Source organism: Rhizobacter sp. P5_A1 (genome assembly GCF_056400745.1).
The window spans coordinates 1-19,435 of sequence record NZ_JBFUKR010000043.1 but is presented as its reverse complement, the minus strand read 5'-3'; the positions used below and the strand labels follow the sequence as shown (position 1 = coordinate 19,435).

Here is a 19,435-nt window from a genome sequence, read left to right as displayed (position 1 = left end):
GGCCGCACTCAGCAGGCGCCGTCGCGTGCGACGACGACCTTCACGGTCTTCAGCAGGATCTTCAGGTCGAGCCACGGCGAGCGCTTGTCGACGTACTCGCGATCCAGCGCGACGCGTTCGGCATAGCTCGTGTTGTTGCGCCCGCTGACCTGCCACAGGCCGGTCAGGCCGGGCCGCACGCTGAGGTAGTCCCAGCGCACGCGGCCGTAGCGCGTCAGTTCGCCGACCGTGATCGGCCGCGGACCGACGAGGCACATCTCGCCGCGCAGCACGTTCAGCAGCTGCGGCAACTCGTCGAGGCTGGTGCGACGCAGCACCTGGCCGATCGGCGTGATGCGCGGATCGTTCGCGAGCTTCTGGTCGCGCGCCCATTCGCGGCGCGCGACCGGATCGCGGCGCAGCAGGTCCGCGAGCATCTGCTGCGAGTCGCGTGCCATGGTGCGAAATTTGAAGCAGCGAAACAGCTGCCCGCGTTGGCCGACGCGGTAGTGGCCGAAGAGGATCGGTGCGCCATCGCGGCGCGCGATCAGCACCGCGATGACAAGCATCAACGGTGCCAGAAGCATCAACAAGAGCAGCGCGGCCAACTGGTTCGAACGCAGGTGAAGCGCCTCAGCGAATGCCAGGCGCCGCTCGTTGTGGGCGAACGCGTTGGTCGCGATCGAAGTAGCGCTGATTGCTGCCATAAAGGCCTCCAGGTAAGAAAGTGTCAAAGCTGTTCCCGCGACCTCCAATCGCGAATGGTGCAATGCACAATGCCTCAAATCGACCCCGAGGAAGGTAACGAATTGAAGAGTGCAACGCGGTCCCGAACGCATCGAGAACCTGGTGCCACAGATGCGCCGCAACGGGTCTCGCACGCAGGTCCGGGATCGCCGGCTCGACCGGTCGCGATGACTGCGCAAGCGCAGCAGCCGCCGGTTTGAAGCCTTTGTTGCAATGAGCTCACAGTGCGCATTGCCGTCGCGCGACAGTGTGGCAATCGGGATGCCCGAACACGTTGCGCCGGCGCCGTTCAGGGGCTTTGCAGCCGCGTGCTGCGGTGCCAGACTGCGCACGACACAGGGCTGCGCGACCGAGCGCGCACGCACCCCATGAACACCGATGAACTCATCCTGGAGTGATTGACCCCATGAGCCTTTCACAGGTCTTTTCGATCCTTCGCGCACGCTGGCGATCGGCCGCGCTGGTCTTCGCGATCGTCGTCGGACTCGTCACCATCGTGACGCTGCTGCTGCCGAAGAAGTACGCCGCGGTCGCGTCGGTCGTGCTCGACGTGAAGTCGCCCGATCCGGTCGCCGGCGTCGTGCTGCCGGGCATGACGGTCTCGAGCTACATGGGCACGCAGGTCGACGTGCTGCAGAGCGACCGCGTGATCCTGCAGGCGATCCGTGCGCTGCACGCCGAGCAGGACGCCGCGCTGCGCGAAGAGTGGCAGATGAAGACCGAAGGGCGCGGCGACTTCGAATCGTGGATCGTCGAAGAAGTGCTGAAGTGGCTCACGGTGAAGCCGGGCAAGGATTCGAACGTCATCGTGGTCTCGTACACCGCGCGCGATGCGGACGCCGCGGCGCGCACCGTCAATGCGGTCGTCAAGGCCTACATCGACACGACGCTGCAGCTGCGCACCGAGCCGGCGAAGCGCTTCCAGGGGCAGTTCGACGAGAGCACCAAGGGGCTGCGCGAGGCGCTCGAGGTCGCGCAGGCGCGGCTCTCGGCGTTCCAGCAGCGCAAGGGCATCGTCGCGACGGACGAGCGGCTCGACATCGAGAACGCGCGTCTCGCCGAGCTCTCGACCCAGCTCGTCACGATCCAGGCGGCCGCGAACGAATCGGGCAGTCGCCAGCGCGAGGCCGGCACCGGCGGGCAGATGTCGGAGGTGCTGACGAACCCGATGATCACGACGCTGAGCGCCGACCTGGCCCGCCAGGAAGCGAAGCTGCACGAGATGAGCCAGCGCTACGGCAGCCAGCACCCGCAGATGCAGGAACTGCAGGCCAACGTCAGGGAGCTGCGTTCGCGGCTCAACGCCGAGCGCAGCCGCATCACCGGCGGGCTGACCGCCAACAACTCGGTGAACCAGTCGCGCCTCGAAGCGGTGCGCGGCGAGCTCGCCGCGCAGCGCGCGAAGGTGCTCGAGATGAAGGGGCTGCGCGACGAGGCCGCGGTGCTGCAGCGCGATGTCGAGAACGCGCAGCGCGTCTACGACGCCGGCTTCGCGCGACTCAACCAGAGCACGCTCGAAAGCCAGACCACGCAGACCAACGTCTCGGTGCTGAAGACCGCCACGGCGCCGCCGTTCCCGGCCTCGCCGCGCGTCAAGCTCAACGTCGCGCTCGCGGTGCTGCTCGGCGGCGCGCTCGCGGTCTTCACCGCGATCGTGCGCGAGCGCCTCGACTGGCGGCTGCGCGCCGACGCCGATGTGTTCGAGCTGCTGAAGCAGCCGCTGCTCGGCGTGTTGCCGGACGGCGCCGGCCGTCTCGGCCACGGCTCGCGCTCGCTGCGCCTGGCCGCGAGCCGTGTGCTCCTCGGCCGACCTCCCAAATTACTTGGCCGCTGAGCGGCCCGACAGACCATGCGCGTAAGAAGCACGTTCGGCCTGAAGACGGTGACTCCCGACGACGGAGCCGCCGACGCCATACCCGCCACCGATCCGCCGGTGCTCGACCGCGCGATCGGCGAGGTGCTGCGCGATGTGCGGCCGCTCAGCGATGCGCAGATCGAGGAGATCCTGCGCTACCAGCGCGACCACGGCCTGCGTTTCGGCGAGGCCGCCGTGGCGCTGAAGCTCGTCTCGCGCGACGACGTGCTGTGGGCGCTGTCGCAGCAGTTCCACTATCCGTACGCGCCGGGCGAGGGCGCCGGCTTCGATCCCGAACTCGTCGCCGCGGTCGATCCGTTCAACGCGCAGACCGAGGCGGTGCGCGGGATCCGCAGCCAGCTGATGCTCGGGGTGATGGCGCCCGACCAGCCGCGCGGCGCGCTCGCCGTGCTGAGCCCGAATGTCGGCGACGGCAAGACCTTCTTCGCGGCGAACCTCGCGATCGCGTTCAGCCAGGTCGGCGCGCGCACGCTGCTGATCGATGCCGACATGCGCACGCCGCGCCTGCACCAGATGTTCGCGATGCCGAACGAGTCGGGGCTGAGCAGCATCCTGGCGGGCCGCTCCGAGGTCAACGCGATCCACCAGGTGCCGGCGCTGCCGAGCCTGTTCGTGCTGCCGGTCGGCACGCTGCCGCCGAACCCGCTCGAGCTGCTGCAGCGCCCGGCGTTCGCGCTGCTGCTGAAGGAGCTGCTCGGCAAGTTCGACCACATCGTCATCGACACGCCGGCGAGCACGCACGGCGCGGATTCACGCATCGTCGCCGCGAAGGCGGGCATCGCGATGGTCATCGCCCGCCGCGGCCGATCGCCGATGAAGGCGATCAATGCCCTGGTCAACGAGGTGACACGCGGTCCGGCCAAGTTCGCGGGAGTCGTCGTCAATGATCACTGACACCGTTCGACGGGTGCTGGTGGTGATTCCGACGCTGAACGAATCGCGCACGATCGAGGCGGTCGTGAATGCGTTGCGCGCCGACCCGCCGGTCGATGTGTGCGTCGATGTCGTCGTCGCCGATGGCGGCAGCAGCGACGGCACGGTCGAACTGGTGCAGCGCATGAGTGCGGCCGACGCCTCGCTGCACCTGCTCGCGAATCCGCGCCGGATCCAGAGCGCGGCGGTGAACCTCGCGGTCCAGCGCTTCGGCGACGGCGCCGACGTGCTCGTGCGCTGCGATGCGCATGCGCTGTACCCGCAGGGCTACGTGAGGCGCCTGCTCGAGACGCTCGACCGGACGCAGGCCGACTCGGTCGTCGTCGCGATGGATTCGACCGGCACGAGCTGCTTCCAGAAGGCCGTCGCCTGGGTCTCCAACACCTGGGCTGGCACCGGCGGCTCGGCGCACCGGATCGGCCGGCACAGCGGCTTCGTCGACCACGGCCACCATGCGGCGTTTCGTCTCGCGACGTTCCGGCGCGCCGGCGGTTACGACGAGAGCTTCACGCACAACGAAGACGCCGAGTTCGACTGCCGGCAGCGCCGGCTCGGCGGCACCGTCTACCTCGACGCCGACATCCGCCTCGAGTACCACCCGCGCGCGACGCCGGGCGCGCTGGCGCGCCAGTACTTCGCATACGGCCGCGGGCGCTCGCGCACCGTGCGGCGCCATCGCGGGTCGATGCGCGCGCGCCAGTTCGCGCTGCCGCTGCACCTCGTCGTCACGGCGCTGGCGCTGCTGCTTGCGCCGTGGTGGCCGCGGCTGCTCGCGTGGCCGCTCGCGTACCTCGGCGTGCTGGCGGCGACCTCGCTGTCGATCGCGTGGCAGCAGCGGTCGGCCTGCGGCCTGCTCGCCGGCGTCGCGGCCGGCGTGATGCACTTCTCGTGGGCCCTCGGGTTCCTCGCCGGCCTGGCCTTCGTGCGCGAGCCGGCCTGGCCCTCGGATGTCGAGCCGGCGGCGAACGCCGGCGGTCGCGGAGCGCTGCCGCGATGACACAACAGCCTGGTCTCAAAGTGCTGCTGGTGGACCCGTCGCTGTTCACCGCACCGTACGACGCTGCGCTGACCGAGGGCCTGGTCGCGAACGGCGTCGACCCGCTGTGGGCGACGCGGCCGACGCGCCGCGCCGATCGGCAAGAGCTGCCGCTGGCACGCACCGATCCGTTCTTCTACCGCCGCGTCGACGAGGCCGGCTGGTTGCCGGCGCGGCTGAAGCCGCTCGCGAAGGGCCTCGCGCATCTCGCCGGCCTCGTGACGCTGCTGCGCAGGGTGCGCGCGCAGCGGCCGCAGGTCGTGCACTTCCAGTGGGTCGTCGTGCCGCCGCTCGACACGCTCGCGATGCTGCTGATCCGAAGGGGGTGCGGCGTCGTGCTGACGGTGCACGACACGGTGCCGTTCAACGGCGAGCGCATGTCGTTGCTGCAGAACGCCGGCTTCGATCTGCCGATGCGCATCGCGCAGCGCGTCATCGTGCACACCGAGAGTGGGCGCCAGACGCTGCTCGCGCGCGGCGTGCCGGCGCACAAGCTCGTGACGATCCCGCACGGCGCGCTGCGCTTGCAGGCGCCGCTGCCGCCGCGCGTCGAACGTGCCGACGGGCGCTTCAGCTTTCTGCTGTTCGGCGAGATCAAGCCGTACAAGGGGCTCGACGTGCTGGTCGAGGCGCTGCACCGGCTGCCCGAGGCGCTGCGCCGGCAGCTGCGCGTCGTCGTTGCCGGCCGCCCGCGCATGGACCTGGCGCCGATCGTCGCGCGCATCGCAACGCTCGGCCTGGGCGACGCGATCGAGCTGCGCGCCGAACGCCAGAGCGAGGCGCAGATGGCCGCGCTCTTCGTCGAGGCCGATGGCCTGCTGTTCCCGTACCGGCAGATCGACGCGAGCGGCGTCTGGTTCCTGACCAAGTCGCTCGGCAAGTGGGTGATCGCGAGCCGCGTCGGCATCTTCGCGGCCGAGGTGGTCGAAGGGCGCCAGGGGGTGCTGCTGCCGCCCGGCGATGCGCAGGCGCTGGCCGGCGCGCTCGAGCACGCGGTGCGCGAGCGACCCTCGGCACCGGCCACCGGCGTCGCCGACGAATGGGCCGCGATCGGCGCCGCGACAAGGCGCGTCTACGAAGCCGTGTGCGGCCCGGAGCCGAGCCCGGTCGGCGACATGAGGGTGCAACCATGAGCCCCACCCGGCCGCCCGAAGGGGCTCATTCCCGCTCGGCGGGACCGGCCGAAGGCCGAAGGGTGCCCAGATGAGGCGGCGCGATGCACTCGGTGGGCTGCACGGTGCGCTGCTGCTCGCGGCGCTTGGACGCGCATCGACGGCGCATGCCGATGGGCCGCTGGAGCCGGCACCGATCGCCGGCCAGGGCTACCGGCTCGTGAAGGACTGGAGCTTCGGGCGCAATGTCAACGACCTGACCGCGCTGCGCGATCAGTTCTACACGCGCTTCATCTACGAAGGCGGCAAGCTCGACAAGCTGAAGGACGAGTGGCAGCGGTACCGCGACAACCAGAACCACGAGTTCGCCGACGGCCGGCTCGCGCTCGTCGCGCGCGCGCCCGGCGAGCTGAAGAACGGGCAGATCGAGAGCGGCATGCTGCGCTCGAAGTGGAGCGGCGAGTACGGCTACATCGAGGGCCGCATGAAGGTGCCGGCGGGCCGCGGGCTGTGGCCGGCGTTCTGGCTCAACCCGCAGGATCAGGTCTGGCCGCCCGAGATCGACATCATGGAGATCGTCAACAACGGCCGTGACACCACGCGCAACGCGTTCCACAACCTGCACGGCAACGGCGGCCGGGGCCGGGCGGCGAGCAGCACGCTGCTCGACAAGTTCGGCAGCTATCGGCCCGGCATCGATTTCGCCGACGGCTTCCACACCTTCGCGGTCCGCTGGGAGCCGGACCGCGTGCGTCACCATGTCGACGACAAGCTGGTCGCGGATCGGCCGTTCGCATGGGTGCACGCCGACGGCCGCGATGCCGGCCCGGCGCACGTGCTGGTGAACCTCGCGGTCGGCGGCGAATGGCCCGGCCCGCCGCAGCGCAGCAGCGATTTCCCCGCACGGCTCGAAATCGAGTACCTGCGCGTCTGGCAGCAGCCCTGAAACGCGATGGCCGAGGTCCTCACCTTCCCGCCGCTGCGGCCGCCCGGCTGGCGCTTCACGCTGACCCCGCGCATGCCGGCCGCGGCGCCGGCGCACGTCGAACGCCCGCGCCCGCCGTGGGGGATCCGCTGGGCGCTGATCGGGCTCGTCGTCAGCGCGGTGATGACCGATCGGCTCGGCGTCGCGATCGGCGGCTTCTCGCTCGGCGCGGGCATGCCGATGCTGTACCTGCTGCTCGCGGTGCTGCTGTCGTACGGCCGGCTCGCGCTGAGCCTGTCGGCGCTCGCGCTCTACAGCGCGGTCGTCGCGGTCGCGGTCGCGAGCTTCCTGTTCAACGTCGACATGGGCGGCGGCGCCAACGTCTCGCTGACCTCGATGGCGCTGCTGCTGGTGCTGTACCTGCCGTTCGTGTTCAGCATGGCGCCGCGCGCCGACAACGCGACCGACTGGCAGTGGACGATGCGCATCACCGGCAACGTGCTGATGCTGATGGCGCTGGCGGGCATCGTGCAGTTCTATGCGCAGTACGCGTTCAGGCCGGTGTGGTGGTTCGACATCTCGCAGCTGATCCCCGAACCGATCCGCGCGTCCGGCCTGTACAACAGCGCGATCCGCGCCGGCTCGACCTTCAAGGCGAACGGCTTCGTCTCGCGCGAGCCGTCGAACTACTCGTTCTGGATGGCCTTCGGCCTGCTGCTCGAACTGGCGCTGCACAAGCGGCCGCTGCGCGTGTTCTGTTTCGTGCTCGCGCTGCTTCTGTCGTACTCCGGCACCGGCGTCTTCGCGCTCGCGATCGGTCTGCTGTTCCCGCTGCGCGTGCGGCGCCTGGTGGTGCTCGCGATCGGCGGCGTCGTGATCCTGGTGGCCAACGCGGCGGCGGGCGATCCGCTGAACCTCGCGTTCACGATCGGGCGGCTCGGCGAGTTCGGCGCACGGGGCAGCAGCGCTTACGCGCGCTATGTCGCGCCGCTGCAGCTGGTCGATTCGGGCATCGACGCGCTGCCGTGGACCGCGTGGTTCGGCCACGGCCCGGGCACGATCCTGCACAGCTCGTGGGAGTTCGATGCGCACGACCCGACGTGGGCCAAGCTGCTGTTCGAGTACGGCATCGCCGGCTTCGCGGCGCTGGTCGGCTTCATGGTCTACAAGCTGACGGCGTTCCGCGCGCCGGCCCAGTTCGCGATCGTGCTGACCGCGAACTGGCTCGTGATGGGCGGCTACCTGCTGACGCCCGAGAGCGTCTGCTTCCTGTATGCGGTGCTCGGCATGTGGCCGGCCACGGCGCGTCCCGCACTGACGCTCGATCGGGGGGGCGCGGCATGACCGATGCGACGCTGCGCCTGTCGGTGATCATCCCGAACTTCAACTACGCCGAGTACGTCGGCCAGGCGATCGACAGCGCACTGGCGATCGACTGGCCGCAGGTGCAGGTCATCGTCGTCGACGACGGCTCGACCGATGGATCGCGCGCGGTGATCGAAGGCTACGGCGACCGCATCATCGCGATCTACCAGGACAACGCCGGCCAGTTCACGGCCTACAACGCCGGCTACCCGCGCGCCGACGGCGACGTGATCATCTTTCTCGACTCCGACGACCTGCTCGACAGCTGCGTGATGCGCGAGATCGCCGCGGTCTGGCGCGAGGGCGTCAGCAAGGTGCAGTTCCGCCTGCGCTCGGTCGACGCCGCGGCGCAAGCGCTGGGCACCAGCTTTCCGCAGTTTCATGGCGTGCCGAGCGCCGATGCGCTGCGCCGCTGGGCGATCGCGACAACCACCTACCCGACGCCGCCGGGCTCCGGCAACGCCTACTCGCGCGCCTACCTCGACCGCATCTTCCCGCTCGACGATGCCTGCGGCCGGCCCGGCGATTCGTGCTGCGTCGCCGCCGCGCCGCTGCTCGGCGATGTGCTGACGATCGACGCGCCGCTCGGCAAGTACCGGGTCCACGGCCGCAACGACGGCGCCGCCTCAAGGCTCGATGCGGCGCAGTTCAACCTGCACGTCGTGCGCGCGCAGCAGCGTCGCCGCTACTTCCAGCGCATCGCGGCCGGCGCCGGCGTCGAGGTTCCCGACACCGCGCTCGATCGCAGCCTGCACTACCTGCCGTACCGGCTCGCGTCGCTGCGGCTCGCGCCGGCGACGCACGCGGTCGCGCACGACAGCGGCTTCGCGGTCTGGCGCGACACGCTGCGCGCGCTGTTCGTGCCGCAGGGCGTGTCGCCACGGGGGCGCCTGATGATCGGCGTCTGGACCACGCTGGTGCTGCTGCTGCCGCGCGCGCTCGGCAACCGACTCATCCTCTGGCGCTTCGTCCCCGCGGCGCGGCCGCAGGCGCTGCGCGCGACGCTGCTGAAGCTCGGGGTCATCCGATGACCGCGAACGCCTGATCTGCTTCTTCCCACCATCACCTTCGTCACGGAATGAATCCCATGGACACCACGACCTCCTCGGCCGAGATCATCGCGCTGCGCCAGAGCGGCGATCCGCTGCCGGCACGCGGCACCGCGGCAGGCCACGCGCGCGGCGCCAGCGACGCGGCGCTGAACGGCGCGCGCATGCAGCGCATCGCGCTGCTGGACGCCAGCATCGCGAGCGAGAACCTGGGCGACCAGATCATCACCGACGCGGCCCAGGCGACGCTCGAGGGCATGTTCCCGCACGCCTTCTTCGTGCGCCTGACGACGCACGAATTCCACCTGTGGGAATCGCGGCGCATCATCGACGGCTGCGATCTCGTGTTCGTCGGCGGCTCGAACCTGCTCAAGTCGAACATGATCCGCAACAACCAGTGGAAGATCTCGCCGCTCGACTACTTCCTGCGCAAGGAATGCATCCTGCTCGGTTGCGGCTGGTGGTACTACCAGGAGCGGCCGAACTGGTACGCGGCGCGGATGCTGAACCGCATCCTGTCGAAGAAGCGCGTCCATTCGGTGCGCGACGAATACACGCGCAACCAGCTCGGCCTCGCGACGATCGACAACGTGCTGAACACCGCGTGCGTGACGATGTGGGAGCTGACGCCCGAGCACTGCGCGGCGATCCCGACCCGCAAGGCGCCGATCGCGGTGCTGACGCTGACCGGCTACAGCCAGAACGTGGCCGCCGACCGCGCGCTCGTCGAACTGCTGCTGAAGAAGTACGAGAAGGTGTTCTTCTGGGTCCAGCAACCCGAGGATCACGCCTACGGGCAGCAGATCTCGGGCGGGCGCGTCGAGTTCATCTCGCCGAACCTGAAGACCTACACCGCGCTGCTCGACGACAGCCACATCGACTACATCGGCACGCGGCTGCACGGCGGCATCCGCGCGATCCAGCGCGGCAAGCGCGCGTTGATCCTGGCGATCGACAACCGCGCGACCGAGATCGCGCGCGACACCAACATCCCGGTCGTCGAGCGCACCGACACCGCGGCGATCGAAGCCTGGATCGACACGCCCGCGCGCACCGATATCCGCCTGCCGCAGGCGCGCATCGATGCCTGGAAGGCGCAGTTCCGAGCCGACACCTGATGCCGTTGTCGAGCTCTTTGGCGCAGACCGCAACGGTGGTGCAAAGGCGAGAGCGGCCAGGCCGGCGAGGGCATCAAGAAGCCAGCGCCGAGCAGCGCAGCGCAGCAGGGTCGGGCCGCTTGCGGCCCAAGTCCGCGTGTTTGAGGTCCCGTACTCGGGGCCGAGTTTGCGGACTTGCCCTGCGGAGCGAGCAGCGCAGGGCACCCCTCGCGCAGCGAGGGGCGCGGCTTCAGCCCTCGTCGGCCTGGCTGCTCTCGCCTTTGCCGCTCCGAGCGTCGAAGGACGATTCTCGAAACAAGCAACCCACATGGAAGCGACGCTCATGAACCCCTCGCGCCAGCGGGTCGCGCGTTCGCTCGCGTGGAGCGGGCTCGAGAGCGTCGGCCTGTCGGGCCTGTCGTTCGTCTCGCTCGTCGTGTTCTCGCGCTACCTGTCGCCGGCCGAGTTCGGCGTCGCGTCGATGGCGCTGGCGGTGATCCAGATCCTCGCGATCCCGGTCGAGATCGGTTTTCACGATGCGCTGGTGCAGAAGCAGGACGCGACCGACCGGCACTTCGATTCGGCCTTCTGTGCCGCGACCGCGCTCGGCCTCGTGCTGTGCGGGCTGTGCTGGCTCGGCGCGCCGCTGTTCGCGCGCTATGTCGGCAGCGCGCAGGCCGGCGAGGTGCTGCGCTGGATGAGCCTGAGCCTGCCCGCCAGCGGCATCGGCTGCGCGGTGATCGCGCGGCAGCGGCGCGAGCTGCAGTTTCGCAACCTCGCGGTGCGCTCGCTCGCGGGCCGGTTGACCGCGTCGGTCGCCGGCATTGCCGCCGCGATCGCCGGCGCCGGCGTCTGGAGCCTGGTGCTGCAGCAGGTGCTGATGGTCGCGCTCTCGACCGCGACGCTGTGGTGGCTGAGCCCGCAGCGGCCGGCGCTGCGCTTTCACGGCCACGAGTTCAAGGAGCTGACGCGCTTCGGCATCAAGTCGGTGTCGTCGCTGCTGCTCGTGTTCTCGATCCAGCGCGTGTTCATGCTGATCATCGGCAACCGCTTCGGCGCCGAAGCGGCCGGTTATCTCAACCTCGCGTTTCGCGCGGTCGACATGCTGCGCGACCTGATCTCGAGCGCGGTGTCGCAGCTCGCGTTGCCGTTCTTCTCGCGCTACCAGGAAGACCGGCCCGCGCTCTACGGCCACTACATGCGCGCCGTCGAGATGACCTGCACGGCGATGTTCCCGGTGTTCGCGACCATCGCCGTCGCGACGCCCGAGATCGTCGATGTCGTGTTCGGCGCGAAGTGGCGGCCGGCGATTCCGTACATCGTGCTGATGAGCGTGCTGACCTTCCAGTTCTTCCCGCGCATGTTCTCGAGCCCCCTGATGACCTCGCTCGGCCGGCCGGCGTTCCCGATCCCGTCGCAGATCCTGCAGCTGTCGGTCATCGTCGTCGGGATGCTGACGATCGGCCAGCAGTCGCTCGCCTGGGCGGCCGCGGTCTGGGGCCTGCGCCTGGTGGTCACGACGCCGTTCGATATGTACCGCTTCGCGCGCCACACCGGGATGTCGGCGGCGCAGCAGCTCGCCGGCGTGCCGCTCGCGGCGGCGCTCGCGCTGGCGGCGGCCGGCCTGGCGCTGCTCGTGTCGCACCTGATGCCGGCGGCCGAGCCGGTGATGCTGCGGCTGCTCGCGGTGCTGCTGACGAGCCTGGTGGCCTACGTGGCGCTGACGCTGCTGTTCAACCGCCGCGTGCTCGGGCAGATGCTGCTGCTCGGCAAGGCGCTGCGCGCGCGATGAGGCGCGCGCGCTGGCTCTTCGTCGACCTGGCGCCGAGCTTCGGCGGCCACGAGGTCATGATCCTGCGCTGGATCGACGAGCTGGTGGAGACCGGCGCGGCGATCCCGGTGCTGCTGTGCCTGCGCGGCACCCGGCTCGCAACGCTGGCGCGCGAGCACTGCGAGACGATCGAGATCGATGCCGGCCTGGAGCCCGCCGGCGCGATGCTGCGGCGCAAGTGGGTCGCGCTGGGCACCGTGGCGCGCATCGTGTGGGCCATGGCCGCTGCGGTGCGGCGCTGGCGCCCAGCGGTCGTCGTCGTCGGTGAAGGCTGCCTGATGGCGCAGCGGCACGGGCTGTGGGCGGCGGTGCTGCTGCGGCAGTACGTGATGCTCTATGTGCCGCTGGTCGCGAGCTTCACCGAGATGGGCTTCCCCGACGCCGCGCGCCTGGAGCGGCGCATGCGGCGCGTCTACGGCAAGCTGCCGGACGCGTGGCTGACGATCACGCCCGAACAGGCGACCGAGTTGCGCGCCTGGTCGGGCGTCAGGCAGCCGGTGTTCTGCCTGCCGAACACCGTCAGCGCCGCGGTCGAGGCGCGCCAGGGCAGCGCCGTGCCGCGCGCGCGGCTCGAGCCGGATGGGCGCACGCGCGTGCTCGTGCTCGGCCGGCTGGAGGCGCGGCAGAAGGGGCTCGATCTGCTGCTCGACTGGTGGCTCGCGCATCCGGCGCTGGCGGCCGACTTCGAGCTGCACCTGGTCGGCGAAGGGCCGTTCGGCGCGGTGCTCGACGCCGCGCTGCAGGCCCATCCGGCGCTCGCCGAGGGCCTCAGCGTGGCGCCCTGGGCCGACACGACGCAGGTGCTGTGCGCGCACGACGTCCTGTTACTGCCGTCGCGCTACGAGGGCGTACCGTTGGTCATGCTCGAGGCGATGGCGCTCGGTGTGCCGGTCGTCGCGAGCGAGCTGCCGGGCACGCGCCCCTACCTGGGCGCCGACTGCCTGTTCCCGATCGGCGACATGGCGCGCGCGTTCGAGATTCTTGCGCGCCTGCATCGCTCGGAGGCAGCGCGGGAGGCGGCATCGGCAGACAACCTGCACGCGTTTCGTGCGAGGGCTTCGGGCGCCGCGTTCAGCGCGGCGGTGATTCAGTTGACGGAGCAGGTCCATGCAGCGATCGGCTAGGAGCCTGGGCGGCAGAGAACGGGGCTCTGAGCAACCACGCCGGCGGCCGGTTGCGCCATTCGAGGATCGGCCGTTCGATCAGCTTCCAGCTCAGGTGGCTGACCGCGAACGTCAGCGCGAAACAAGCGATCGCGTTGAACGCGGCCAGACCGCTGGCCGGCACGACGGCGGTCACCGTGGCCGGCCATTGCACCACCCCGCGGTAGGCGTGGATGCACGCCGGGTGGTACAGGTAGAAGCCATAGCTCACGGTGCCGAGGTAGGCGAGCGGCCGCCATTCGAGCCCCCTTGCGACGCGGCTGTCGGGGTGCACCGCGAGCCAGGCGATCGCGATCGCGATGCCGACGATCGTCAACAGGAAGAACAGCGCGAACAGCCCGCTCGATTGCGCGCGCACCGGCTTGCTCAGCGCGATGAAAGCGATCACGACGAAGGCCGCGAACAACGCGATGCCCGGATGAAACGCGCCGAAGCCCGCCGGTCGTCGCCGCAGCAGCGCCACCAGACCGCCGGCCGCGAGCATCGTGAAGTTCGTCGGCGACAGCAGGTACTGCTCGCGTTCGTCCAGCCCCAGCGGCGCGGCCAGGAACAGGCTCAGCACGCCGAGCGCGAACACCGCGAACACGACGCCCAGGTGCCGGTTGCGCGGCACGAAGATCAGCAGCGGCGCGACCAGCACGTAGAACTGCTCCTCGATCGCGAGGCTCCAGAAGTGGCACAGCAGCACGTCGCGGCAACTGTCCTGCGTACCGAGCCAGATGTTGGTCAGGTACGAGACATAGGCCCACAGCCCCGACGGCCCCTCGCCCGAGGTCTGCCAGATCCACAGCGCGTAGGCGCCGAGCGCGAGGTAGTAGATCGGGAAGATGCGCAGCGAGCGTCGCCAGTAGAAGACCAGCAGCTCGGACACGCGCCCCGCGTGCGCGTGCTCGATCGCACGGCGCTGGTCGGTCAGCAGCCCGGTGATCAGGAAGCCGCTCAGCACGAAGAACACGTACACCGCGACCGACGACAGCGGGATCTCGAACGGCCGCATGTGCGCCGCGAACACGCTGGTCACCGCGATCGCGCGCAACCCATCGAACCCCTTGATCCGCTTCATCCGGCTCCCGACTCCTTTGACGCCCGATTCTGCATGGCCGATGCCGGCGTTCGAGCCTCGGCGAGATGCGTTCAAAAGCAACTGTGGTGCCGTTCGGCATCCTGCACCGACGAAAGGCGCAGCGCGTGAACCCGAAGACCTTCGATCCGGCCGCGACACGCGTCGCCGAGGCGGCGACGCCGGCCCAGCACCTGCCCTGGCTCGACGGCCTGCGCGGCGTCGCGGCGCTGTGGGTGCTGCTGCACCACACCTACATCCTGGTCGGCGGGTCGACCGTGCCGCTGCTCTCCTGGGGCAGTCTCGCGGTCGATCTGTTCATGATGCTGTCGGGCTTCCTGATGGTGCACAACTACCTGCTGCGGCGCGCCGCGCAGCCATGGGAAGACACCGGCACCTGGCTCGCCTTCTGGACCAAGCGCTGGTTCCGCATCGCGCCGCTCTACTACGTGCTGCTCGCACTCGCCCTCGTGCTCGGGCCCTGGATCGGCGCGCAGCGCGATGCGATCGCGCTCGCCTGGCCAGCGACCGCGACCTCGCCGGAGCGCTACCTCGACAGCTCGGCGACCAACTTCCTCGTGCATGCGAGCTTCGTGTTCGGCTTCCTGCCTGGCTACGCGTACCGCTCGCCGCTGCCAGACTGGTCGATCGGCCTGGAGATGCAGTTCTACCTGGTGTTCCCGCTGGTGATGCTGCTGCTCGATCGCTTCGGCGCGCTGCGTGCCGGGTTCGCCGTCGTCGTCGCCTGCGTCCTCGGCAAGATCGCCTTTCCCGGGGTCAGCGCCGCGTTCCCGATGCCGTCGTTCCTGCCGATCAAGCTGTATGTCTTCCTGATCGGGATGTGGATGGGCTTGTCGCTCGCGCAGCGCCGGCCGGAGCGCTATTTCTGGGGTGGCGTGCTGCTGGCGCTCGCGGCCTGCGCGATCGAGCGCTCGCAGGAATCGATCTGCCGGCTGCTGATCGTCGTGCTGCTGTTCCACCTCGCGAACGGCACGCGCCTGCGTTGGGCCGGCCGCCTCGCGCCGGGGCTCGAATCGATCAAGCGCGTGCTGTCCGGCGCGGGCGCGCGTTTCCTGGGCGACACCTCGTACGGCTTGTACCTGCTGCACCTGCTGTGGGTGATCCCGGCGATCGCCTGGCTCGCGGCACAGCCGGGCTTCACCGCGCTGAACGTCTGGGTGCGCTGGTCGATCGGGCTGCTGCTGGTGTGCCCGGTTGCGTACCTCGGCGCGTGGCTGCTGCACCTCTGCGTCGAGCGGCCGGGCATCGAGCTCGGCCGGCGCGTCACGTCGGTCCGGCGGCTGAAGCGGCGCTCGGCCTGAGCCGGCAACGGCATTCCTGAGCGCTGTTCAGCGCGTGGGCAGCAGCGACACCACGGCCGCATCGACGATCGCGCCGAAGCGCTCCTCCGTCAGCACCGTCGTGATGCGGCGGTGGCCGCGCCGCGCGATCTCGGCGGCGAGCGCCGGGGCGCGCAGCATCGCGATGCAATGCTGCGCGAGTTGCCGCGCATCGGCGCCGACCAGCACGTCCTCGCCGGCGGTGAACAGCGGCTTGTGGCCATCGACGACGAGCGGCGTCGCGATCACCATGCGGCCGTACAGATACGGCTCGAGCGCCTTGATGTTGGTGCCGGCCCCCGAGCGCATCGGCACGACGCAGGCGGTGGCGCGCGCGTAGGCGTCGGCGAGCGAGTCGACGAAGCCGAGCGTCTCGACGCGCGGCGCGCGGCGCCAGCGCGCGAGGCGCGCGTCGGCACCGCTGCCGACGATCAGGAAGCGGGCCTGCGGCACCTCGCGCAAGACCTGCGGCCAGATCGCCTCGAGGAACCAGTCGACCGCGTCGTGGTTCGGCATGTAGTCGAGCAGCCCGACGAACATCAGCGCTGGCTCGGCGGGCGGCGTGAAATCGGGCGGCCCGGTGCGGCCGGTGGCGGGCGGCAGGTTCGGCAGCACCGAAGCCGGCAACCACGCGAACACGTCGCGCTCGGCGTCGCGGCAGAACAGGTAGTGCGCGTTGCGGCTCGCGCGCAGCCGCCGGCGCACGATCAGGCGATCGTTGAGCAGCCGCAGGCCGACGCCGACCCAATGCTTCAGGTTGCGCAGCGCGCGCCATGGCGGCTCGTAGACCGCGTCGTCGAAGTCCAGCAGCAGCGGCACCTGCTTCGGCAGCTCGAGCTTCAACGCCGGCTTGACGTAGCGGCTCACGAGCAGGTCGTAGCCAGCGAGGTCGACGTGGCGCGCGACCTCGCGCGTGACGTGCGCCGAACGCAGGTCGAAGCGCGGCCGGCCGAGCAGCCCGCGCTGCACGATCTCGAGGTCCATCACGCGCACGCCGTTCCATTCGGTCACCGTCATCGGCTCCCGGCCGGAGCGCCCCGCCGCGAAGCTCAGCACCAGCACCTCGACATCGCCGTGCCGGCGCAACGCGTCGATCAGCAGGCGCGAGCGCTTCGCCGAGCCCCAGGGCTGCAGCGGCGAGATGTAGGTCAGCATCAGGATCGCCGGGCGCGCGGTCGGTTCGAACATCCTCGAAGGTGCGCGCTTCGCTGAGGCGCGGGTGGTTGGGTCGGGCCGAGTGTAGGTGCGGCCGGGCGCCGATCGCCGGCCGCGCGGGGCAGCGCGCCGGCGCGTGTGTGTCCCAATGTTCCCGCGGGTTCCGGCCTGCTCCGCGCAGCCATGTTGCGCTGCAACATTTGGTAGCGAACGAGCGCCGAGTTCGGCACGGCGCAGTGGCAAATTCCTGGGTTGATTGGCACCGCTGAAGGCAGGCCCGCATCCGGCCCGCCTTCTCCAACCCACGATCGGAGGTTCATGACGATTCCGCGCTCGCTGAAGACGGCCCTGGCCGCATTGCTGCTCGGCGCGCTGGCGCTGGCAGGCCACGCTCAAGTGCCGGCGAGCGCCGCCGCTTCCGGGCCGACGCCGTACCCGGCGAACGCGAAAGACTGGCCCGGCCAGGGCGCGATCCGCGTGTTCGGCTGGATGAACGACAACCGCAAGGCCTTCTGGCTCGACCGCGAGCGCAAGCAGGGCAGCGTCGTGTTCGTCGGCGACTCGCTGATCGGCGGCTGGAGCACGATGGGCAAGGACTGGAGCGGGCTGTCGGTCGCGAATCGCGGCATCGGCAGCGAGGTGACCCGCGGGCTGCTGTTCCGCTTTCAGGAGGACGTGCTCGACCTGCACCCGAAGGCCGTCGTGATGCTCACCGGCACCAACGACCTGAGCGCGCAGCAGGACATCCGGCAGTCGCGCGCGAACCTCGTCGAGATCCTCGAGAAGGCGGCGCGCGCGGCACCCGACATGCCGATCGTGCTGTGCACGCTGCCGCCGCGCGCGAACCCGCAATCGCCGGTCGATCCGAAGCAGGTGATCGAGATGAACCTGACGATCGCGTCGCTGGCGCAGGGGCGCCGCAATATCGCGGTGCTCGATCTGTACGCGCTGTTCGCCGACGCCGACGGTGCGCCGCAGCCGGAGTATTTCGCCGCCGACCGGCTGCACTTCTCGGCCGCCGGCTATCGCCGATTCCACGATGCGCTGCTGCCGGTGTTCAAGCAGCTGCACATCGACTGAACCGGCCATCGAATTCCATGGCCTTCACCTCGCCGAGCTTCATCGCCTTCGTGATCGTCGTCGCGCTGCTGACCAGCGCGATCGAAACGACCGCGACGACGAACGCGGCGCCAGCGCTGCGCGGCCTCTTGATGGCGCTCGCGAATGCGGTGTTCATCCTCAGCTACGTCGACGACGCGCAGCAGCTCGTGCCCCTGGCCGGCTTCCTGCTGCTGTGCTTTGTCGCGGTCGAGGGGGTGCGGCGCAGCGGCTCGCGCGCCAGCCTGTGGATCGGCGTGGTCGTGATCGTCGCGAGCTTCGTCGTGCTGAAGAAGTTCAGCTTCCTCGGGCCGCTGGTGCTGCCGTTCCCGTACCTGATCATCGGGCTGTCGTACGTGCTGTTCCGCGTGCTGCACCTGATGATCGACGCGAAGCAGGGCGAGCTCGACCGGGCGGTCGGGCCGCTCGCGTTCTTCAATTACACCTGCAGTTTCCTGACCTTCATCGCCGGGCCGATCCAGCGCTACCCCGACTTCGCGGCGCAGGCGCGGCGACCGCTGGCGTTGAACGACGACCGGGTGTTCGGCGCGTTCGCCCGCATCATCGAAGGCTTCGTGAAGGTCGGCGTCGTCTCGGCGATCTTCAAGTACCTGTTCGACCATCTCGCCGGCCGGGTGCTCGATGCGAACGGGGTGCCGCCGACGCTGGTTGGCGTCTGCCTCGGCGCGGCGGTCTGCTACACGGTCTACCTGTACGCGAACTTCGCCGGCTACATGGACATCGTGATCGGCGTCGGCCGCCTGCTCGGCTTCGAGCTGCCGGAGAACTTCAACCAGCCGTTCCGTGCGCGCAGCTTCCTCGACTTCTGGTCGCGCTGGCACATGACCCTGTCCGAGTGGTTCAAGACCTATGTGTTCAACCCGCTGCTGAGCGTGCTCGCGACGCGCTTCACGTCGGCCGGCGCCGCACCGTACCTCGGCGTCGTCGCGTTCTTCGTCACCTTCCTGATCATGGGACTGTGGCACGGCACGACCGCGGTGTTCATCGTCTACGGCCTGCTGATGGGCGCCGGCGCGAGCGTCAACAAGCTCTGGCAGGTGTGGGTGACGCGCCGCTTCGGCAAGAAGCGCTACAAGGCCTGGGGCGAGCGCGCGCCGGTCGTCTACCTGTGCCGCGGCCTGACCTGCGCCTACTTCGCGCTCGCGTTGACCTGCCTGTGGCTCGATCTGCCGCAGCTGGGCGCGCTGCTCGCGCGCCTCGGCTTCGTCGCGACCGGGTTCGCGTTCGTCGCACTCGCGGTGGCGGCGGCGCTGGCGTTCTTCGCGTGGGACACCGTGGCGGCGCTGCTCGCACCGCTGCGCCAGCGCGCGGTCGCCGCGGCTTCGGGCGGTGTCGTGGTGCGCAACCTCGCGCTCGCGGTGCAGGTGCTGCTGATCGTCACGGTCGCGTCGTTCTTCCACAAGGCGCCCGAATTCGTCTACCGTGCGTTCTAGGGCCTGTTAACGCTATGGGAGAGCTCGCGTGACTCAGCAAACAGGCGCCCGCAAGGCGCAAAGCGCAGCCGTAGCTGCGGCTACGGCGAGCATTTGCAACGCGGCGGGCGCCTGTTTGCTGAGATCACCCGAAGGGCCGGGGTGCCGCAGGCCGCAGGGCCGCGTTGTGCGCTCGTTGTGTGCCAGAGGCACAYGGCCTCGCGCACGCCTTGCCC

At 69.8% G+C, this 19,435-nt stretch carries 16 protein-coding genes; 13 read left to right on the top strand and 3 right to left on the bottom strand.

Annotated elements, in window-relative coordinates:
* Positions 1–8: 8 nt before the first annotated feature.
* Positions 9–686: a sugar transferase gene (locus AC1DTW_RS26605; protein WP_477984770.1), complete on the bottom strand. Its 678-nt coding sequence runs from the start codon at positions 684–686 to the stop codon at positions 9–11.
* Positions 687–1,132: 446 nt separating this feature from the next.
* Here AC1DTW_RS26605 and epsF point away from each other — a divergent pair, with 446 nt between their 5' ends.
* The 10 genes from epsF (at position 1,133) to AC1DTW_RS26555 (ending at position 13,074) form a co-directional block, all read left to right on the top strand.
* On the top strand, positions 1,133–2,560 hold the full coding sequence (gene epsF / locus AC1DTW_RS26600) for a chain length determinant protein EpsF (RefSeq protein WP_477984768.1): 1,428 nt from the start codon (positions 1,133–1,135) through the stop codon (positions 2,558–2,560).
* A 15-nt stretch (positions 2,561–2,575) separates the two neighbouring features.
* A complete protein-coding gene (locus tag AC1DTW_RS26595; protein ID WP_477984766.1) occupies positions 2,576–3,496 on the top strand; it encodes a polysaccharide biosynthesis tyrosine autokinase in 921 nt (306 codons plus the stop codon).
* Positions 3,486–4,532: a glycosyltransferase family 2 protein gene (locus AC1DTW_RS26590; protein ID WP_477984764.1), complete on the top strand. Its 1,047-nt coding sequence runs from the start codon at positions 3,486–3,488 to the stop codon at positions 4,530–4,532. Before AC1DTW_RS26595 ends, AC1DTW_RS26590 begins: the two co-directional genes overlap by 11 nt.
* Positions 4,529–5,704, top strand: a complete 1,176-nt coding sequence (locus tag AC1DTW_RS26585; protein ID WP_477984762.1) for a glycosyltransferase — start codon at positions 4,529–4,531, stop codon at positions 5,702–5,704. The genes AC1DTW_RS26590 and AC1DTW_RS26585 overlap by 4 nt, the downstream gene beginning before the upstream one ends.
* Positions 5,705–5,774: 70 nt before the next feature.
* Positions 5,775–6,629 (top strand): glycoside hydrolase family 16 protein, encoded by an 855-nt coding sequence (locus tag AC1DTW_RS26580; RefSeq protein ID WP_477984760.1) that lies wholly within the window; start codon positions 5,775–5,777, stop codon positions 6,627–6,629.
* 6 nt (positions 6,630–6,635) lie between these two features.
* A complete protein-coding gene (locus AC1DTW_RS26575; protein ID WP_477984758.1) occupies positions 6,636–7,952 on the top strand; it encodes a hypothetical protein in 1,317 nt (438 codons plus the stop codon).
* Positions 7,949–9,004 carry a glycosyltransferase family 2 protein gene (locus AC1DTW_RS26570; RefSeq protein ID WP_477984756.1) on the top strand — a complete coding sequence of 352 codons (1,056 nt, stop codon included), beginning with the start codon at positions 7,949–7,951 and terminating at the stop codon, positions 9,002–9,004. Before AC1DTW_RS26575 ends, AC1DTW_RS26570 begins: the two co-directional genes overlap by 4 nt.
* A gap of 56 nt (positions 9,005–9,060) precedes the next feature.
* Positions 9,061–10,140: a polysaccharide pyruvyl transferase family protein gene (locus AC1DTW_RS26565; RefSeq protein WP_477984754.1), complete on the top strand. Its 1,080-nt coding sequence runs from the start codon at positions 9,061–9,063 to the stop codon at positions 10,138–10,140.
* 307 nt (positions 10,141–10,447) lie between these two features.
* The gene (locus tag AC1DTW_RS26560) at positions 10,448–11,911 is read left to right on the top strand and encodes a lipopolysaccharide biosynthesis protein (RefSeq protein ID WP_477984752.1); all 1,464 of its coding nucleotides are present in this window, start codon (positions 10,448–10,450) and stop codon (positions 11,909–11,911) included.
* Positions 11,908–13,074, top strand: coding sequence for a glycosyltransferase family 4 protein (locus AC1DTW_RS26555; RefSeq protein ID WP_477984750.1), 1,167 nt, complete (start codon positions 11,908–11,910; stop codon positions 13,072–13,074). Before AC1DTW_RS26560 ends, AC1DTW_RS26555 begins: the two co-directional genes overlap by 4 nt.
* Here AC1DTW_RS26555 and AC1DTW_RS26550 read toward each other — a convergent pair.
* Positions 13,022–14,176 carry an acyltransferase family protein gene (locus AC1DTW_RS26550; RefSeq protein WP_477984748.1) on the bottom strand — a complete coding sequence of 385 codons (1,155 nt, stop codon included), beginning with the start codon at positions 14,174–14,176 and terminating at the stop codon, positions 13,022–13,024. The genes AC1DTW_RS26555 and AC1DTW_RS26550 overlap by 53 nt on opposite strands.
* Positions 14,177–14,301: 125 nt before the next feature.
* On the opposite strand from AC1DTW_RS26550, the gene AC1DTW_RS26545 reads away from it, so the two are divergent.
* Complete coding sequence (locus AC1DTW_RS26545; protein ID WP_477984746.1) at positions 14,302–15,495, top strand: acyltransferase family protein; 1,194 nt, start codon at positions 14,302–14,304, stop codon at positions 15,493–15,495.
* A 27-nt stretch (positions 15,496–15,522) separates the two neighbouring features.
* Here the strand turns inward: AC1DTW_RS26545 and AC1DTW_RS26540 are convergent, their stop codons facing one another.
* Positions 15,523–16,701 carry a glycosyltransferase family 4 protein gene (locus AC1DTW_RS26540; RefSeq protein ID WP_477984744.1) on the bottom strand — a complete coding sequence of 393 codons (1,179 nt, stop codon included), beginning with the start codon at positions 16,699–16,701 and terminating at the stop codon, positions 15,523–15,525.
* 285 nt (positions 16,702–16,986) lie between these two features.
* On the opposite strand from AC1DTW_RS26540, the gene AC1DTW_RS26535 reads away from it, so the two are divergent.
* Complete coding sequence (locus AC1DTW_RS26535; RefSeq protein ID WP_477984742.1) at positions 16,987–17,748, top strand: GDSL-type esterase/lipase family protein; 762 nt, start codon at positions 16,987–16,989, stop codon at positions 17,746–17,748.
* Between the two features lie 17 nt (positions 17,749–17,765).
* On the top strand, positions 17,766–19,220 hold the full coding sequence (locus AC1DTW_RS26530) for an MBOAT family O-acyltransferase (protein ID WP_477984740.1): 1,455 nt from the start codon (positions 17,766–17,768) through the stop codon (positions 19,218–19,220).
* The last annotated feature ends 215 nt before the right edge of the window (positions 19,221–19,435 follow it).

What these genes read in the sequence shown, in the direction of transcription:
- AC1DTW_RS26605 (WP_477984770.1), bottom strand. Translation starts at nt 686, where the DNA reads ATGGCAGCAATCAGCGCTACTTCGATCGCGACCAACGCGTTCGCCCAC.
- epsF (WP_477984768.1), top strand. Translation starts at nt 1,133, where the DNA reads ATGAGCCTTTCACAGGTCTTTTCGATCCTTCGCGCACGCTGGCGATCG.
- AC1DTW_RS26595 (WP_477984766.1), top strand. Translation starts at nt 2,576, where the DNA reads ATGCGCGTAAGAAGCACGTTCGGCCTGAAGACGGTGACTCCCGACGAC.
- AC1DTW_RS26590 (WP_477984764.1), top strand. Translation starts at nt 3,486, where the DNA reads ATGATCACTGACACCGTTCGACGGGTGCTGGTGGTGATTCCGACGCTG.
- AC1DTW_RS26585 (WP_477984762.1), top strand. Translation starts at nt 4,529, where the DNA reads ATGACACAACAGCCTGGTCTCAAAGTGCTGCTGGTGGACCCGTCGCTG.
- AC1DTW_RS26580 (WP_477984760.1), top strand. Translation starts at nt 5,775, where the DNA reads ATGAGGCGGCGCGATGCACTCGGTGGGCTGCACGGTGCGCTGCTGCTC.
- AC1DTW_RS26575 (WP_477984758.1), top strand. Translation starts at nt 6,636, where the DNA reads ATGGCCGAGGTCCTCACCTTCCCGCCGCTGCGGCCGCCCGGCTGGCGC.
- AC1DTW_RS26570 (WP_477984756.1), top strand. Translation starts at nt 7,949, where the DNA reads ATGACCGATGCGACGCTGCGCCTGTCGGTGATCATCCCGAACTTCAAC.
- AC1DTW_RS26565 (WP_477984754.1), top strand. Translation starts at nt 9,061, where the DNA reads ATGGACACCACGACCTCCTCGGCCGAGATCATCGCGCTGCGCCAGAGC.
- AC1DTW_RS26560 (WP_477984752.1), top strand. Translation starts at nt 10,448, where the DNA reads ATGGAAGCGACGCTCATGAACCCCTCGCGCCAGCGGGTCGCGCGTTCG.
- AC1DTW_RS26555 (WP_477984750.1), top strand. Translation starts at nt 11,908, where the DNA reads ATGAGGCGCGCGCGCTGGCTCTTCGTCGACCTGGCGCCGAGCTTCGGC.
- AC1DTW_RS26550 (WP_477984748.1), bottom strand. Translation starts at nt 14,176, where the DNA reads ATGAAGCGGATCAAGGGGTTCGATGGGTTGCGCGCGATCGCGGTGACC.
- AC1DTW_RS26540 (WP_477984744.1), bottom strand. Translation starts at nt 16,701, where the DNA reads ATGTTCGAACCGACCGCGCGCCCGGCGATCCTGATGCTGACCTACATC.
- AC1DTW_RS26535 (WP_477984742.1), top strand. Translation starts at nt 16,987, where the DNA reads ATGACGATTCCGCGCTCGCTGAAGACGGCCCTGGCCGCATTGCTGCTC.
- AC1DTW_RS26530 (WP_477984740.1), top strand. Translation starts at nt 17,766, where the DNA reads ATGGCCTTCACCTCGCCGAGCTTCATCGCCTTCGTGATCGTCGTCGCG.